Annotated in this window: 14 protein-coding genes; 12 read left to right on the top strand and 2 right to left on the bottom strand. The window is 45.9% G+C overall.

All coding sequences use genetic code 11. The features are described 5' to 3' along the window. Positions 1-96: 96 nt before the first annotated feature. On the bottom strand, positions 97-369 hold the full coding sequence (gene rpsT, locus ACUYLD_RS19565) for a 30S ribosomal protein S20 (RefSeq protein ID WP_013311181.1): 273 nt from the start codon (positions 367-369) through the stop codon (positions 97-99). Positions 370-567: 198 nt separating this feature from the next. On the opposite strand from rpsT, the gene gpr reads away from it, so the two are divergent. From gpr to ACUYLD_RS19595, 6 genes are all read left to right on the top strand, one after another. Continuing rightward, positions 568-1,569 carry a GPR endopeptidase gene (gpr, locus tag ACUYLD_RS19570; RefSeq protein ID WP_039272306.1) on the top strand — a complete coding sequence of 334 codons (1,002 nt, stop codon included), beginning with the start codon at positions 568-570 and terminating at the stop codon, positions 1,567-1,569. Positions 1,570-1,791: 222 nt separating this feature from the next. Beyond that, positions 1,792-3,051, top strand: a complete 1,260-nt coding sequence (locus tag ACUYLD_RS19575) for a stage II sporulation protein P (RefSeq protein ID WP_254325236.1) — start codon at positions 1,792-1,794, stop codon at positions 3,049-3,051. A gap of 27 nt (positions 3,052-3,078) precedes the next feature. Continuing rightward, entirely contained in the window at positions 3,079-3,591 is a 513-nt protein-coding gene (locus tag ACUYLD_RS19580; protein WP_440722690.1) for a hypothetical protein, read from the top strand. 71 nt (positions 3,592-3,662) lie between these two features. Continuing rightward, positions 3,663-5,477 (top strand): translation elongation factor 4, encoded by a 1,815-nt coding sequence (gene lepA / locus ACUYLD_RS19585; protein ID WP_029515362.1) that lies wholly within the window; start codon positions 3,663-3,665, stop codon positions 5,475-5,477. Positions 5,478-5,886: 409 nt separating this feature from the next. After that, the gene (gene hemW, locus ACUYLD_RS19590; RefSeq protein WP_039272303.1) at positions 5,887-7,074 is read left to right on the top strand and encodes a radical SAM family heme chaperone HemW; all 1,188 of its coding nucleotides are present in this window, start codon (positions 5,887-5,889) and stop codon (positions 7,072-7,074) included. 157 nt (positions 7,075-7,231) lie between these two features. Beyond that, positions 7,232-7,708, top strand: a complete 477-nt coding sequence (locus ACUYLD_RS19595; RefSeq protein ID WP_250260891.1) for an N-acetyltransferase — start codon at positions 7,232-7,234, stop codon at positions 7,706-7,708. Between the two features lie 82 nt (positions 7,709-7,790). Here the strand turns inward: ACUYLD_RS19595 and ACUYLD_RS19600 are convergent, their stop codons facing one another. After that, positions 7,791-8,357 carry a hypothetical protein gene (locus ACUYLD_RS19600; RefSeq protein WP_446675782.1) on the bottom strand — a complete coding sequence of 189 codons (567 nt, stop codon included), beginning with the start codon at positions 8,355-8,357 and terminating at the stop codon, positions 7,791-7,793. A 326-nt stretch (positions 8,358-8,683) separates the two neighbouring features. Between ACUYLD_RS19600 and hrcA the strand changes: the two genes are divergently transcribed. The 6 genes from hrcA (at position 8,684) to dcuR (ending at position 16,231) form a co-directional block, all read left to right on the top strand. Then, complete coding sequence (gene hrcA / locus ACUYLD_RS19605) at positions 8,684-9,715, top strand: heat-inducible transcriptional repressor HrcA (RefSeq protein WP_013372178.1); 1,032 nt, start codon at positions 8,684-8,686, stop codon at positions 9,713-9,715. A 121-nt stretch (positions 9,716-9,836) separates the two neighbouring features. Continuing rightward, the gene (gene grpE, locus ACUYLD_RS19610; RefSeq protein WP_254350312.1) at positions 9,837-10,409 is read left to right on the top strand and encodes a nucleotide exchange factor GrpE; all 573 of its coding nucleotides are present in this window, start codon (positions 9,837-9,839) and stop codon (positions 10,407-10,409) included. Between the two features lie 87 nt (positions 10,410-10,496). Further along, positions 10,497-12,341 (top strand): molecular chaperone DnaK, encoded by a 1,845-nt coding sequence (gene dnaK, locus ACUYLD_RS19615; protein ID WP_013311171.1) that lies wholly within the window; start codon positions 10,497-10,499, stop codon positions 12,339-12,341. 247 nt (positions 12,342-12,588) lie between these two features. Continuing rightward, positions 12,589-13,719, top strand: a complete 1,131-nt coding sequence (gene dnaJ / locus ACUYLD_RS19620; RefSeq protein WP_069290025.1) for a molecular chaperone DnaJ — start codon at positions 12,589-12,591, stop codon at positions 13,717-13,719. A 156-nt stretch (positions 13,720-13,875) separates the two neighbouring features. Next, complete coding sequence (dcuS, locus tag ACUYLD_RS19625; RefSeq protein WP_446675783.1) at positions 13,876-15,531, top strand: DcuS/MalK family sensor histidine kinase; 1,656 nt, start codon at positions 13,876-13,878, stop codon at positions 15,529-15,531. After that, the gene (dcuR, locus tag ACUYLD_RS19630; protein ID WP_446675784.1) at positions 15,524-16,231 is read left to right on the top strand and encodes a two-component system response regulator DcuR; all 708 of its coding nucleotides are present in this window, start codon (positions 15,524-15,526) and stop codon (positions 16,229-16,231) included. Before dcuS ends, dcuR begins: the two co-directional genes overlap by 8 nt. Positions 16,232-16,254 lie beyond the last annotated feature (23 nt).

A 16,254-nucleotide genomic window follows, 5' to 3' on the forward strand; every position in this document is an offset into this window, starting at 1 on the left:
CTGACTCTATAAATTAATAAAAGTTATAAACTAAAAAAACCTGATCAGCCAAGGCTGGTCAGATTTTTTTCATTAACGTATGAAAGTAGCTCTTGCTTACGCTTGAGCTGTAAGAGCGTTAAGTTTTTTCGCCAAGCGGGATTTCTTGCGAGCAGCTGCATTTTTGTGGATCAGACCTTTAGTTACAGCCTTGTCCAGCTTTTGGGAAGCTACTTTGAAAGCAGCAGCAGCAGTTTCAGCTTCGTTACCTACCAACGCTGTATCGGCAGCTTTTACTGCTGTACGAAGCGCAGATTTTTGGGAAGCGTTCAACGCACGGCGTTTGTCGCTAGTTTTAACGCGTTTGATAGCGGATTTGATGTTTGGCATTACATTCACCTCCTGTAAAGGCATTACTTATGAACACAAACGTTTCACAACTTAAAATATTTTAGCATGCCACACCTCAAATTGCAATAAGAAAACATTCTGAGGCGATGCGAATTACAGGATGAAAATGGATGTGCATAAACCTGTTGGGTGTCTCGCACACTATAGTCAAAGATGGTATCCAAGGAGGCTTAAAAGATGGATCTGGATTTGCAGAAGTATGCGGTACGCACGGATTTGGCATTAGAGGCAAGAGAACTGGCCGAACGGGATCAGCCTGTACCTCTGGCGGGCATAAGTGAGAATGTGGAGGAAGATAACGGAATCAAAATCACACGGCTGGATGTACTGAATGAAGAAGGAGCCAACCGTATTGGGCGGGTACAAGGACATTACGTCACACTAGAAGTACCCGGCCTGCGTGAAGGCGACACGGGGCTCCAGCAACGTGTCGCTATTGCATTTGCAAAAGAAATGGAGCATTTTATACAAAAAATAGGAATCTCTAATACGGCAAAGGTACTGGTGGTAGGTCTGGGCAACTGGAACGTCACTCCCGATTCGCTGGGTCCGCTTGTCGTTGAAAATTTAATGGTGACTCGTCAATTTTTTGAACTGACACCTGATCAAATCAATCCGGGCTATCGAGATGTGAGTGCAATTGCACCGGGCGTCCTGGGTATTACGGGGATCGAGTCCAGTGAAATTGTTCAAGGCATCGTGGATCGCACAAAGCCAGAACTGATTATTGCCATTGATGCTCTGGCGTCACGTTCACTGGAGCGCGTCAACACGACTATTCAGGTGGCCGATATCGGGATACATCCGGGTTCAGGTATTGGCAACAAGCGGCGCGGTATCACCAAGGATATTATGGGTGTTCCGTGTATCGCTATCGGCGTACCAACGGTATGCTACGCTTCGACCATTGTCAATAACGTAATTGAACTGATGAAAACACATTTTACCAAAGAAAAGGCTTCTACAAAAGCAATCCTGGGGATGTTGGACGATATTTCAGAACCTGAGAGACTTGGGCTGGTGAGAGAGGTCCTACAACCGCTGGGACATGATCTGATCGTGACTCCTAAAGAGATCGATGAATTTATTGAAGATATCGCGAACATTATTGCTACTGGATTGAACGCTGCTCTGCACGAAGCTGTTGATCCTGGCAATGTCGCCGCCTATACGCATTAATCAAGGGTGGTAAAATCGTATTTCATACACAATAGTCTCTATTTAACAGGAATCTAATCTCTTTCAAAAAGGGAGGTGATATACCTGTAATAGAGATTTTTTGTGTTCTAGCAATTGTTCTCCGTTCATAGAGTTGAAGTATAAGAGATTTCCGTAGCAGATAGGAACCCTATGTTCCTAAATAAAGCGGGTTTCGACGGGACGAAGGAGGACAAGGCTCACATGAAAAAAATTCAGACCTGGAACGTCGGAAGATGGAGAAGAAAAGGTATCGAAATTTTGGCGATGGGACATACGCTTGTGCTGCTGATCATGGGCTCGGCGCTTTTATTTGTCGTTTTGGGGCTAGGGGGATTGGCAGAAAATCGTCTACAAACCTCTCCTGTTTCTTCCATGAAAGGATTGGCAGGATCGGTGTCCAGCGGTTTTTTCGCGGATATGCTAGGTATGGAAGTACCTCATTTGGCACAAAAGAAGCAGCAATCTTCGTTGTCGGGTGAACAATGGTCGCCTTTTGTTTTTCAGATGCTTACAGGTATTAATCCGCAGGATCCCAAAAGTCTCATTTCTCGTGAGATTCCTGGCATGTCTGCAGGAGCACCTGTCTTGCTGCGCAAGGGTTCGGGGAACACCAAGGTAGAGGGTCCTACGGACTATCAGCCCGATCAGGGGACGACGGATGCCCCTGGTGGCTCAGATGCATCTGAGAATCCACCGACTACTACGCCGGATATTCCGACAACACCGGAAACAGACCCGGTACGTGAGGATCATCCAGGTGATACAGCCAAAGGGGACAAGCGTATATTAATCTACCATTCTCATCCCAGAGAAGCATATAACCCACTACTCAGCAAAACCAGTTCCAACCCCAATTCAGGTTCTAAATCAGCCAATGTGTCAAGGGTAGGGGACTTTGTAAAGAAGAGACTTGAAAAGCAAGGGATATCCACATTGCATGTAAACAAGGATTATGCCACTACAGTTCAAAATTACAATTGGAACTACTCCTATAAATATTCACGCGAAACAGTCAAGGAAGCTTTAGCTGGAAATAAAGGTTTAACTTATCTGCTTGATATCCATCGAGATTCACAACGTCACGGAAAAACAACAGCAACCATTAATGGGCTTTCCTATGCCAAGGTATATTTTATTATCGGGCATGACAACAAAAATTGGCGCGAGAATGAAGCTTTTGCTGCTCGTATTCATGAAAAGCTGGAAAAATCGTATCACGGCGTATCACGTGGTGTATGGGGGAAAGATGGTGGCAAAGGCAACAACGGTGAGTACAATCAAAGCTTGTCTTCCCACAGTATTTTGATCGAAATCGGGGGTATTGACAACACCGAGGAGGAGTTAAAACGTACCTCGGACGTTTTGGCGGACATGATCGGTGAAGTGTATTGGGAAGATCAGAAAGCTCAGAAAGCGGGCACTAACGTATCGGATACAAAAAAGAGCAACAGCGGCAATTAAATGAGGTAGCGGTAAGGGGGAAGGGTAATGTCTGGACATTTTCGTAAGAAAGCACTTGGATTTGTACTGCTCATGGGGGCAGGTATTCTACTCGGTATGCAACTGGCAGGATCTGGCCTGCGTTCAGTGTATGGACCGGAATGGAATGGGGATACGATACAATCGGTAAATCAACAGAAAGTCGGATATGAACAGACGGTTATTGAGGATACACCCGCAGTTAACACTCGTGCATATAGCGGTACGTATAGCACAAGTGGAAATGTTAATGTTGAGCCGACAACGGGAGTGGGTATAAACGAAGCTAGTGGAAGGGAAGAAAATGAGGAACAGACGGAGCACGGGGCATCCAGGTGGTATTCGACGACTGCGCAGCACATCAATACTCAGGGCCTGGATACACCGCGTGAACTGCTGGCCGTCAAGGAACAGCAAGCCTCGGTGGATACCATGGCGGATAAAACAGCTGGGTTGCTTCAAAACCTGTCGAGACAGGGCATTCGATGGGTCGTATCTGTATTTGATGGAGTAACAGAATAGAAATATTGCTGACCCCCCTTACAACTGCTATAATAAGCTGATTGACACTAGGCATTGTGTGGGGGTAAGGCATGACTGACATTTTGGCAAGACAACGTAAAATTCGGAACTTTAGTATCATTGCACATATAGACCATGGTAAATCCACGCTGGCTGACCGGATTTTAGAATATACCGGTGCACTCACTTCTCGTGAAATGCAGGAGCAAGTGCTTGACCAGATGGAACTGGAACGGGAGCGCGGAATTACGATCAAGCTCCAGGCAGTGCGACTCACTTACAAGGCCGATGACGGCGAAGAGTACATTTTGAATTTGATTGATACACCGGGACACGTCGATTTTACGTATGAGGTATCCCGTAGTTTGGCAGCCTGTGAAGGTGCTTTGCTGGTAGTAGACGCCGCGCAGGGAATCGAGGCACAGACGTTGGCTAACGTATATTTGGCGTTAGATAACAATCTGGAGATTTTGCCGGTGCTTAACAAGATTGATTTGCCAAGTGCTGATCCTGAACGGGTAAAACAGGAAATCGAGGATGTTATCGGCTTGGATACAAGCGAGACCGTGCATGCTTCAGCCAAAGCTGGAATCGGTATCAAGGAAATTTTGGAGCAGGTAGTCAGAAGTGTGCCTGCTCCGCAAGGTAATCCGGATAATCCGCTCAAGGCACTCATTTTCGATTCGCACTATGATCCTTATAAAGGCGTTATCGTATATGTTCGCGTCGTGGATGGTAGTATTCGAGCCGGTTCGAAAATTAAAATGATGGCGACTGACAAAACGTTTGAGGTTATTGAAGTTGGTGCTTTTATGCCGCGTATGAACATCGTGGACGAGCTGAATATCGGTGATGTTGGCTTTATCGTTGCCGGAATTAAGCATGTAGGCGATACGCGTGTCGGGGATACCGTGACAGATGCAAAAAATCCAACATTAGAACCGATGCCAGGTTATCGCAAAATAAATCCGATGGTTTATTGCGGTCTGTATCCAATCGAAACATCGGAGTATAACGATCTGCGTGAGGCGCTTGAAAAGCTACAGTTGAACGATGCTTCGCTCAGTTTTGAGCCGGAAACATCAAGCGCGTTGGGCTTTGGCTTCCGTTGCGGATTCCTTGGTCTGCTTCATATGGACGTTATCCAGGAGCGGATTGAACGTGAATTTAACATCCCGCTGATTACAACAGCACCAAGCGTTATTTACCGCATAAAGTTGACGAATGGGGAAACGATCCAGATCGACAACCCATCGAATTATCCGGAAATCGGACGGATTGAACATGTGGAAGAGCCCTATGTAAAAGCAGGTATTATCGTCCCTAATGATTATGTAGGTACGGTGATGGAGCTTTGTCAAACCAAGCGTGGGGAATACGTAAATATGGAATACCTGGATACGACACGGGTAACCATTACGTATCAAATTCCGCTGTCTGAAATCGTATATGATTTCTTCGATCAGCTTAAATCAAGTACCAAAGGTTATGCTTCCTTTGATTATGAGATTTCAGGCTATCGCCAGTCCAACCTGGTGAAAATGGATATTTTGTTGAATGGCGAGCAGGTCGATGCGCTGTCGTTCATCGTGCATAGAGATCGGGCTTATCATCGCGGACGTATTATCTGTGAGAAGCTGCGCGAGCTCATCCCGCGTCAAATGTTCGAGGTGCCGATCCAGGCATCTGTGGGAACAAAGGTTGTGGCGCGTGAAACCGTTAAGGCGATGCGTAAAAACGTCTTGGCCAAATGCTACGGCGGCGATATTTCTCGTAAACGGAAGCTGCTCGAAAAGCAAAAAGAGGGCAAGAAGCGTATGAAGCAGGTCGGTAACGTAGAAGTACCACAGGAAGCATTTATGGCGGTACTGAAAATAGATGAGTAAAGCTGCTTGAAGTATTCGTCCATTCTTTCATGGGGCATTTGCCGTGCATGGAGAATGGACGTTATTTATTTGAGCAAGCTATCCAGAGATGGAGTGTTTGTTATCTCAGTTGCAAAAATAGTATATCAACAGCATCTTTAGCGTATTTCTAAAGATGCTTTACTCTTACTGCAACACCTACACCACAAAAAAATGACCGATGGTGGTAGGCAGCAGCGGAGTGGATGGAATCGTTCTGAAGAAGCGTTAGCGTTCGCCTTTATCCCCGGATTTTACCCTATTAAGTTTATTTAGAAAGAAAAAATCCGGGGGTAACAGCGATCGGAAGAATGATCCATCCACGGAGCGTTCTCCCCCTCTTCGCCATTTTTTTCAATCACCACACTCTGAATTGACAAGGAGGATCGGTATGACCGCATCCATACAAAAACATGAACATTCATCCGCCCCTCAAGCGGTTTACCTGCATATACCTTTTTGCACGAATAAATGCTTTTACTGTGATTTCAACTCTTATGTGCTCAAGGATCAACCTGTTATGGAATATCTGTATGCACTGGAACGGGAAATGGAACATACAGTCAAGCTTCACCCGCCAGGAGAGATTAAAACCATTTTTGTCGGGGGTGGAACACCAACAACCCTAAACCCGAAGGAAATGGAATATTTTCTGAAGAGTGTCCGAACCTATTTCCCTCATTGGGCGGAAGATATTGAGTTTTCCATGGAAGCCAATCCAGGCACCACTGATTTTGAAAAACTCTCTGTGATGAAAGAAGGCGGCGTCAATCGACTGAGCTTTGGTGTACAGGCTTTTCAGAATGAGCTACTCACAGGCATAGGTCGCATTCACAGTACAGATGACGTATATCGTAGTTTGGAAAACGCCCGTAAGGTCGGCTTGGACAACCTGTCGATTGACCTGATGTTTGGTTTGCCGAATCAAACGGTGGACATGCTGCATGAAAGCGTGAGTAGAGCACTAGAGCTGGAGCTTCCTCATTACTCTATCTACAGCTTGAAGGTTGAAGAAAACACGCTCTTCCACACGCTGTATCAGAAAAATCAGCTACCGCTTCCACACGAGGATGATGAATTGGAAATGTATTTACTTCTCATGCGTCGCATGAAAGAAGCGGGGTATGAGCAGTATGAGATTAGCAATTTCGCAAAACCAGGTTTGGGGAGCAAGCACAACATGACCTATTGGCGAAATGAAGACTATTACGGTCTCGGCGCAGGGGCACATGGATATGTTGGCAGAGAGCGTCATATGAACATTAAGGGTATTAACCCTTATGTGGAGGCTAGTCGTAATGGGCTGCCACGTCTGGATAGCTTTGAGGTACCGGCGGCGGAAGCCATGGAGGATTTTCTTATGGTCGGTTTGAGAATGCTAGAGGGCGTTTCTAAGTCCCGCTTTGAAGCTCAATTCGGTCAGGCGTTGGAGGATACATTTACTGCTCCTCTCGGAAAAATGCTCAATGCCGGGTTAATCGAATCAATTGAGGACGGTTATCGTTTGAGTGAACGCGGCATTTTATTCGGAAATGATGTATTTGCAGAGTTCATCGGTTCTATCACGGTAAATTCATAAGTCGTAGGCTTCAGTACAGTACGTTTCAACTTTATAAGCTGGGACGATCATTTTATAACACCATTCTGTCACAGCAGGGTAAATGGAGTATTGCGATTCTATGCGTTATGTTGTATATTTATTCATTATATGCGGCAAGCGGCAGGAGGAGAGCAAGATGGCTTCAGTGTGTAAAGATATATTGTGCAGAAGTGCGGTTCCTGAAGATGTGGAGCCTTTATATCAAATGATTAGCGGCTATGCAGAGCGGGGGATTATGCTGCCACGTTCGAGGGAAGTGCTTACGCGCCAACTGGAGCTGTTTATTGTTGCAGAGGTGGACGGCGAAGTTGTTGGTTGTGGTTCTTTATGCAAATTGGGCGCTGATCTGGTAGAGATTCGCTCCCTTGGCATCTCTGAAGGACACAAAGGTATGGGTATTGGCTCCAAGCTCGTGGAGGGCCTTATTATAGAAGCACGGCGGCAACGTATTCCTAAAATTATGGCATTGACCTACGAGGTCTCCTTTTTTATAAAAAACGGTTTTGATGTAGTAAGCAAAGAGATTTTCCCTGAAAAGGTATGGACCGACTGCATTCACTGTAGTAAACAAAACAATTGTGATGAAATCGCAGTGTTGAAAGTACTGAACTGACCTGTCAATAGTGAGGTCAGTTCTTTTTTCATCAGGACCTAATCATGCGTATATTATACAGCCTACATTGTTTAATCCTGATTCATTTCTCATATGTTTTGAGCAACCACCAAATGAATTGATGATGAGGCTCCAGTTCGGAAGGTATTCCATTCAGGCTTCTTATGGGTTGGTCCTTATGATAATCAATATCATTATAAAAGTATGCAGTGCCGTCTAATGGAACTCGGTGTTTATATTTATACAAGGCGACAACATATCTTTCGGACTCTCCGCTTCTGCTTGGACTATATGTATATCCTTCCCAATCGGCTAGTGTTAAATCATCGTAATGTTGTATTGCCGATATACTGTATTTTATTTGCTTGGGAATACTTGGACTGAATTCTTGAGGGTAAAACAAAATGGTATTCCATATGCTTAAAAGTATTGTAGGAACCAAGATTAAGGCACAACACAGGGGGCTTAATTTACGAATTAAATGGATGACTGAAATAATAAGGGTTGCATTCAGGATGAAAACCAATGGCAAAGCAACTATTCTTCCTAGTCCTGTATACGGAAACAACTCAATTAAAATCTGAAACAAACAAATTGTAGGTAAAAGTGCGATCGATGCGTATAAAAGATTGCGGCGATTAGTTCTCAAATTTAATTCCTCCTCAAGGACAAAGAAGCTATAATGGTATGGAGACATAGTCTCGAATTTTTCTATTTTCTGTGTCACTATACATAAATACGGTTTTTATACGCTGTATATTGAGATTTTTCGTGAAAAAGTGTAAACGTTGTGGATTCATTCCAGTAAACTAAACTGTTGTGATAAATCTTGTTTATTGAAAATACTGAACTGACTTGACAATGATCAGGTCGGTTTGGTATTTTTGTATTAACGGTTAGCACTCATCGCGAACGAGTGCTAATGATTCCATTAACAATCATGCTATTATGGATAAACAACAAGGGGGGATTCGCTTGTTAACCGAACGTCAGAGACTCATTCTGAATGCGATTATTGATGACTACATTCGTTCGGCTGAGCCAGTGGGTTCCCGCAGCATATCCAAAAGGCAGGATGTCGGATTCAGCCCGGCCACAATCCGTAATGAAATGTCGGATTTGGAGGAACAGGGCTATCTGGAGCAACCCCATACTTCTGCGGGACGCATCCCGTCTCATAAAGGCTACCGTTATTATGTGGACCATCTGGTGCCACTGAATACACTGAAGCCTATGGAAATGCGGGAACTGAAAGCCTTTTACGCCGAAAAGCTGAATGTAATGGAGCAAGTGATCCAGCATGCGTCAGGCATTTTGTCCCATATGACCAATTATACTTCCATCCTGCTTGGGCCGGAGGTTTTTCATACTTCATTGCGTCATTTTCAGCTGCTGCCGCTCAACGAAACGACGGCTGTGGCGATAATCGTGACCAATACCGGTCAGGTGGAGAATAAAACGGTAGATATTCCACCGGGAATTTCAATTTCCGAGATGGAGAAGGTTGTGAATTTACTGAACAGCAAGCTGGTCGGTGTGCCGATTTATCAGCTTAAATCACGCCTTTACACCGCACTTGGTCAGGAGATGGAGAAGCATGTGTCTCATTTTGAGGACGCTATGAAGGTGCTGGATAAAGCACTGGATAATGAATCGGATCAGCGCTTGTATTTGAGCGGTGCGACGAACATGCTCAATCAACCTGAATTTAAAGATGTAGAAAAGGTTAAACATATTCTCGATCTGCTGGAGGAAACACCAACGCTACTTAAACTAATGACACCTGTTGCCGGAGCACCTGAAATTCAAGTCCGCATCGGCACTGAAAATGATCATGAGGCGTTTGCCAATTGCAGCCTAATTACTGCTACGTATGCAGTAGACGGAGAAGCGTTGGGTACTATAGGCATACTGGGTCCGACACGGATGGAATATGCGAGAGTTATTAATATTTTGGGTATCCTGTCTAAGGATTTGACCGCAATGCTAACGCAGCGGTTTAAATAGAACAAGACCGCATAGGTTGCGGTACTACATGTTCCGCGCCGGGATACGGTTTGTATCCTGCGTGGGTGCATTGTTGCGTGTTTTTGTAAAGGTAGTTATGACTTGAAGGAGGTGAAACATTTTGAAGGAAGAACAAGCGTTCCAAGAAGAAAAACAACAAAATGTAAGCACAGAGGAAGCCGCCGAAACGAGCCAGCAGGAAGAGCCGGTTAATGAAGCGGCGACACTGGAAGACCAAGAAAGCGAAACAGAGCTGACTAAGCTTCGCGCTCAGGCGGAAGAGCATCAGCAACGGTTTTTACGCGCTCAGGCGGATTTTGATAATTTTCGCCGTCGTACGCTGAAAGAAAAAGAAGACCTTGCCAAATATGCATCTATGAAGCTGGTTACCGAGTTGGTGCCTGTTTTGGATAACTTCGAGCGTGCGCTGGCAACAGCACCGCAAGGAGCGGAGTCTGAGTCATTCAGCAAAGGCGTGGAAATGATTTTCCGCCAGTTTGAGAGTGTGCTTCAGGCAGAGGGAGTAACGGCCATGAATTCAGTGGGACAACCGTTTAATCCTGATTTCCATCAGGCTATTATGCAGGTAGAGAGCGAAGAGCATGAGGAAGGCATCGTCGTTGAAGAGGTACAAAAAGGATACATGCTGAAGGACAAGGTGCTTCGTCCAGCGATGGTAAAAGTGAGCATGTAGCTTTTTCAATATACATTAGAAATACATCATTTTGATTCAACCATTCTGGCCTGCGGGCCTCGTATATACAGAAGGAGGAATTGTCCGATGAGCAAAGTAATCGGTATTGACTTAGGTACAACCAACTCTTGTGTGGCTGTTATGGAGGGCGGCGAAGCGGTCGTTATTCCAAATCCGGAAGGCGCACGCACAACCCCTTCCGTTGTTGGTTTCAAAAAAGATGGAGAACGTACTGTAGGGGAAACGGCAAAACGCCAAGCAATTACGAACCCAGATCGTACAATCATGTCCATCAAGCGTCACATGGGTACAAATCATAAAGAAAGCATTGACGGCAAGGAATATTCCGCACAGGAAATTTCCGCTATGATTTTGCAAAAGCTGAAATCCGATGCTGAAGCTTACCTGGGACAAACGGTTTCTCAAGCTGTTATCACTGTTCCAGCTTACTTCAATGACGGTCAACGTCAAGCAACCAAGGATGCAGGTAAAATTGCCGGTCTGGAAGTTCTGCGGATTGTCAATGAGCCAACAGCAGCTGCATTGGCATACGGTATGGAAAAATCCGAAGACCAAACGATCCTCGTGTATGACCTGGGTGGTGGTACATTCGACGTATCCATTCTGGAACTGGGCGACGGTTTCTTCGAAGTTAAAGCAACAAGCGGCGATAACAAGCTGGGTGGCGATGACTTTGACCAAGTGATTATTGATTACCTCGTAAATGAGTTCAAAAAAGATCAAGGCATTGACCTGAGCAAAGATAAAGCTGCTGTACAACGTCTGAAAGATGCAGCGGAAAAAGCGAAAAAAGAACTGTCTGGCGTACTGACAACAACGATTTCTTTGCCGTTTATCACAGTAGCTGATGGCGTTCCACAGCATTTGGAGTTGAACCTGACTCGTGCGAAATTTGAAGAATTGTCTGAAGGTCTGGTAGAACGTACTTTGGGACCTACTCGTCAAGCGATGAAAGATGCAGGCATGAGTGCCAGCGACATCGACAAAATCGTTCTGGTCGGCGGTTCCACACGTATTCCGGCTGTACAAGAAGCAATCAAAAAGCTGACAGGTAAAGAGCCTCACAAAGGCGTAAACCCTGATGAAGTGGTAGCTTTGGGCGCGGCAGTTCAAGCGGGTGTACTTACTGGTGATGTGAAAGACGTCGTTCTCCTTGACGTAACTCCACTGTCCCTCGGTATTGAAACCGCAGGTGGCGTATTTACTAAAATGATTGATCGTAACACGACGATCCCTACGAGCAAATCGCAGGTGTTCTCGACGTATGCCGACAATCAGCCTAGCGTAGAAATTCACGTGTTGCAAGGTGAACGTGAAATGGCAGCAGGCAACAAAACGTTGGGTCGTTTCCAATTGGGAGATATCCCTCCAGCACCACGTGGTGTACCACAAATCGAAGTTACCTTCGATCTGGATGCGAACGGTATCGTGAACGTATCCGCTACAGATAAAGGCACAGGCAAAAGCCAAAAAATTACGATCACATCTTCCAGCGGCTTGAGCGATGAGGAAGTAGAACGTATGATGAAGGATGCCGAGTTGCATGCGGAAGAAGATAAAAAACGCAAAGATTTGGTAGAAGCGAAAAACGCTGCGGATCAACTGATCTACTCCGTAGACAAAACGATTAAAGATCTGGGCGAAAAAGCGGATGCAGGCGAAGTCGAAAAAGCAAATGCAGCTAAAGAAAATCTGCAAAAAACGCTGGAAACCGACAACCTGGAAGACATCAAAAAAGCTACTGAAGAACTGACTGAAATCGTTCAGCAATTGTCTGTGAAGCTGTATGAGCAAGCTGCTCAAGAAGCGCAGGCTCAACAAGCTCAAGATGGCGCAGCAGACAGCAAAGGCCGCGACAATGTGGTTGACGCGGACTATGAAGTTGTTGACGAAGACCAGAAGAAAGACTAATCTACGGATCGGGTAGTGGTAGCTTTACGGTACACCGATGCGTTATGATATACTGAATAGTAATTGCAGCGTAGCTGCCTTGATAAATAACAATTAGCCGAAGGGTAACAGTTATTTCCAAGATAAATAAGCATATTACGGGTTGTACTGCCTTGAAATGATGGGAAGGTCAAAGCCGGGTCATCCCGTGCCTTTGGCTTTCCTTTTATATGTAGTGCAGACACGTTGTAGGCATGGGGGTGGAACATTGGCTGATAAGCGTGATTATTATGAGGTGCTGGGCGTCGCGAAGGGCGCTTCGGATGAGGAAGTCAAAAAGGCTTACCGTAAGCTTGCGCGTCAGTATCATCCGGACGTGAACAAGGCTGCGGACGCGGAAACTAAATTTAAAGAAGTGAAAGAAGCTTACGATGTTCTCAGCGATGGTCAGAAGCGGGCAAGATACGACCAGTATGGTCATGTAGACCCGAACCAGGGCATGGGAGGCGGCTTTGGTGGTGGTGCCGACTTCGGTGGCGGGTTTGGCGATATTTTTGATATGTTCTTTGGTGGCGGCGGCAACGGTCGACGCGATCCGAATGCACCGCAGCGTGGGAACGATCTTCAATATACGATGACGATTGAATTCAAGGAAGCGGTGTTCGGTAAAGAAACCGACATTCATATTGAACGTACGGAAACATGTGATACGTGTCACGGTACGGGAGCCAAAGCGGGTACTCAACCACAAACCTGCTCCGTCTGCCACGGTAGCGGACAGGAAGAAGTGGTGCAGAATACACCGTTTGGTCGTATGGTTAATCGACGCGCCTGCTCCAATTGCAGCGGTTCCGGTAAGATCATTAAAGAAAAATGTACGACTTGTAGCGGTTCGGGTCGGGTACGCAAGCAACGTAAAATTCATATCCGTATTCCAGCGGGTGTGGATGACGGCGCACAAATGCGTATTAACGGTGAAGGCGAAGGCGGTGTCAACGGAGGACCGGCAGGTGACTTGTACGTCGTGTTCCGCGTGAAATCGCACGACTTCTTTGAGCGTGAGGGAGACGATATCTACTGTGAAATTCCGCTGACGTTCTCACAGGCAGCATTGGGAGATGAAGTCGAGATCCCAACGTTGACCGAGAAAGTGAAGCTGAAAGTTCCAGCAGGTACACAAACAGGTACTTACTTCCGTCTTAAAGGAAAAGGTGTGCCAAAACTGCGCGGCGTAGGTCAGGGTGACCAGCATATTAAGGTCGTTGTGGTAACGCCTAGTAAACTGAGTGAGGAACAAAAGGATTTGCTGCGTCAGTTCTCTTCGCTTAGCGGAGAGCAGACACATGAGAATGAGCAGTCTTTTTTTGACCGTGTGAAGCGCGCCTTCCGAGGCGACTAAGCCCAATTAGGAATCGCGGAGCTTCAACCATGAATCAAAGGAAACTATTCCGCAATTGCGGGATAGTTTCCTTTTTTTATATTCACGTAAACACATACATAACCATTTTTGTATAGGCATGTTGAACTGTTGAGACTTAATATCAAGTAGAAAGGGGTGAGTTCCATCGGAAATGTACAGCTCAAGCTGCGTCGGGGTAAACCGCTATTAAAGCTCAGAGGCCTAATTACACTGCTAGTATGTCTAGTTATGGCACTTGTGCTTCTACCTGTAACACTGTTATTTGCTGAGAGAGTGGAGCATGAAACTGAGAAGGGACTAGAAGAAAAGGCAATGTCCATCGCGCGTACACTCGCCCATACGCCGCTTATTGTCGAGCAATTGCAAGGGACGGGTTCGTCTCCTTCCATGCAGGAGTATGTGAAGAGGGTTTCAGCAGCAAATCACATCCAGTTTATCGTGGCAATGGATATGAAGGGAATTCGTAAAACGCACCCGGATGCTAGGATGATCGGCAAAGCCTTTGTCGGCGGAGACGAGTCTACTGCACTTCATGGACATGAGAGCGTATCCGTTGCGAAGGGAACATTGGGCTTGTCCATGCGAGCCTTTTCCCCCGTGTTCGGTTTAACGGGGAAGCAGGTAGGGGCGATTGTTGTGGGTATATCCATGCAAGATGTACAGATGGCTCAGGAAGGCAACAACCGCCTTATTGCGATAGCCATTGGCACTGGAATGTTGATTGGCACTGGAGGTGCCGTTGTGCTGGCTCGTAAAATCAAAAATATGCTAGTCGGTCTCGAACCGCCGGAAATCGCACGCTTGCTGGAGGAACGCAGCGCTATGTTGCAATCTATCAAGGAAGGAGTTATTGCGGTAGATGAATTCGGTTGCGTCATGCTGATGAATGCAGAAGCGATACGTCTGCTTAGACAAGCGGGGATTGAAGATTTCTCATTCTCCGGACAGGAGATTACCGTTTATCTATCCGCTTTTCGATTGCAAGAGGTCTTGGAAGCGAGTACTCCACAAATGGATGAGGAAATGGAGCTGGGTGGAATAACCTTGCTGACCACCAGTGTTCCGATACGGGTCAAGGGGGAAATTGTGGGGGCAATTGTAACCTTTCGGGATAAAACGGAGATGAACCAGCTTGCGGAACGTTTGACAGGAGTGTCCCTGTACACAGAAGCACTACGTGCGCAGGCTCATGAATTTATGAACAAGCTGCATGTCATTATGGGGATGGTACACTTACGAATGTATGATAAACTGGAGCATTACATTATGGATGCCGTCGAGCATCATCAAGTGGAGATTGGCTCCATCACCCGGCAGATCAGGGACCCAGTTATGGCAGGGTTTGTGTTGGGGAAATTAAGCCGGGCCAGAGAAGTAGGGGCGAATTTTGAACTGACTCCAGGTAGTTACTTGCCCGAATCCAGTCAAACTCAAACGACGCATGAACTGATTACTATTCTTGGCAATCTGTTTGATAATGCGGTGGAGGCGATGGAATCTTTGGAGCACAAGCGGATTACCCTTTCACTTTATTATGAGGAAAGTCAGAAGAACGGTTATCTGACCTGTATCATGTGCGATAATGGTCCGGGTATACCGCAAGGGCTTGTAAAGGCTATATTTGAAAAAGGTTTTTCGACCAAGGGAGAGTCACGAGGAATGGGCCTTTATCTGGTGACGCAAAGCGTGAAGAGATTACAGGGAAGTATAAAGTTGATCCCAGCCGAGCAAGGGTGCTGTTTTCAGATTACGATTCCATACATGATAGCGGGGAATGATGAACATGATTAATGTCCTGATTGTAGAAGATGATCCGATGGTTGCGGAATTTAACCGCAAATATATGGAGCAGGTGGAAGGTTTTCGATGTGGGGGCTGGGCTTCTTCTGTAGAAGAGGCGAAGAAATATATAGCTGAACAGGCCATTGATCTGATACTGCTAGATGTGTATATGCAGGAGAGCAATGGCCTCGATTTACTGTCATTCATACGGGAGACAGGTGTAAATATAGATGTCATTGTCATCTCGGCTGCAAGTGACATGAACAGTGTCAAAAAAGCGATGAACTTCGGCGCGGTGGATTACTTGATTAAGCCGTTTCACTTTAACCGTTTTTTGGAGGCCCTCACGGGGTACCGAGAGCACATTAGCATCGTGCGTGAGCACAATCTACTTTCTCAGGAGGAACTGGACCGACTGATTTATCATAAAAGCTTGACTAAAGACTTGGCACGGTTGCCCAAAGGCATAACTAAATCCACGCTGGCTATGATATGGAATTGTATCCAGCGGCATAATAAGGTACTATTTTCCACCGAGGATATTGCGGAGAGCGCAGGGATATCCAGGGTGTCTATGCGCAAGTACCTGGCTTTTATGACAGAGATTGAGGCTCTTTCCATGGAAACCATATACGGTACCATAGGACGCCCTGTTTACCAATACCGAATATTGCCACAGGCAGAAGGCATCATGAACAGTTTTATTTAAATCTTCTTTCTGATTACTTTAAT

This window comes from Paenibacillus sp. SER-28 (assembly GCF_052906305.1).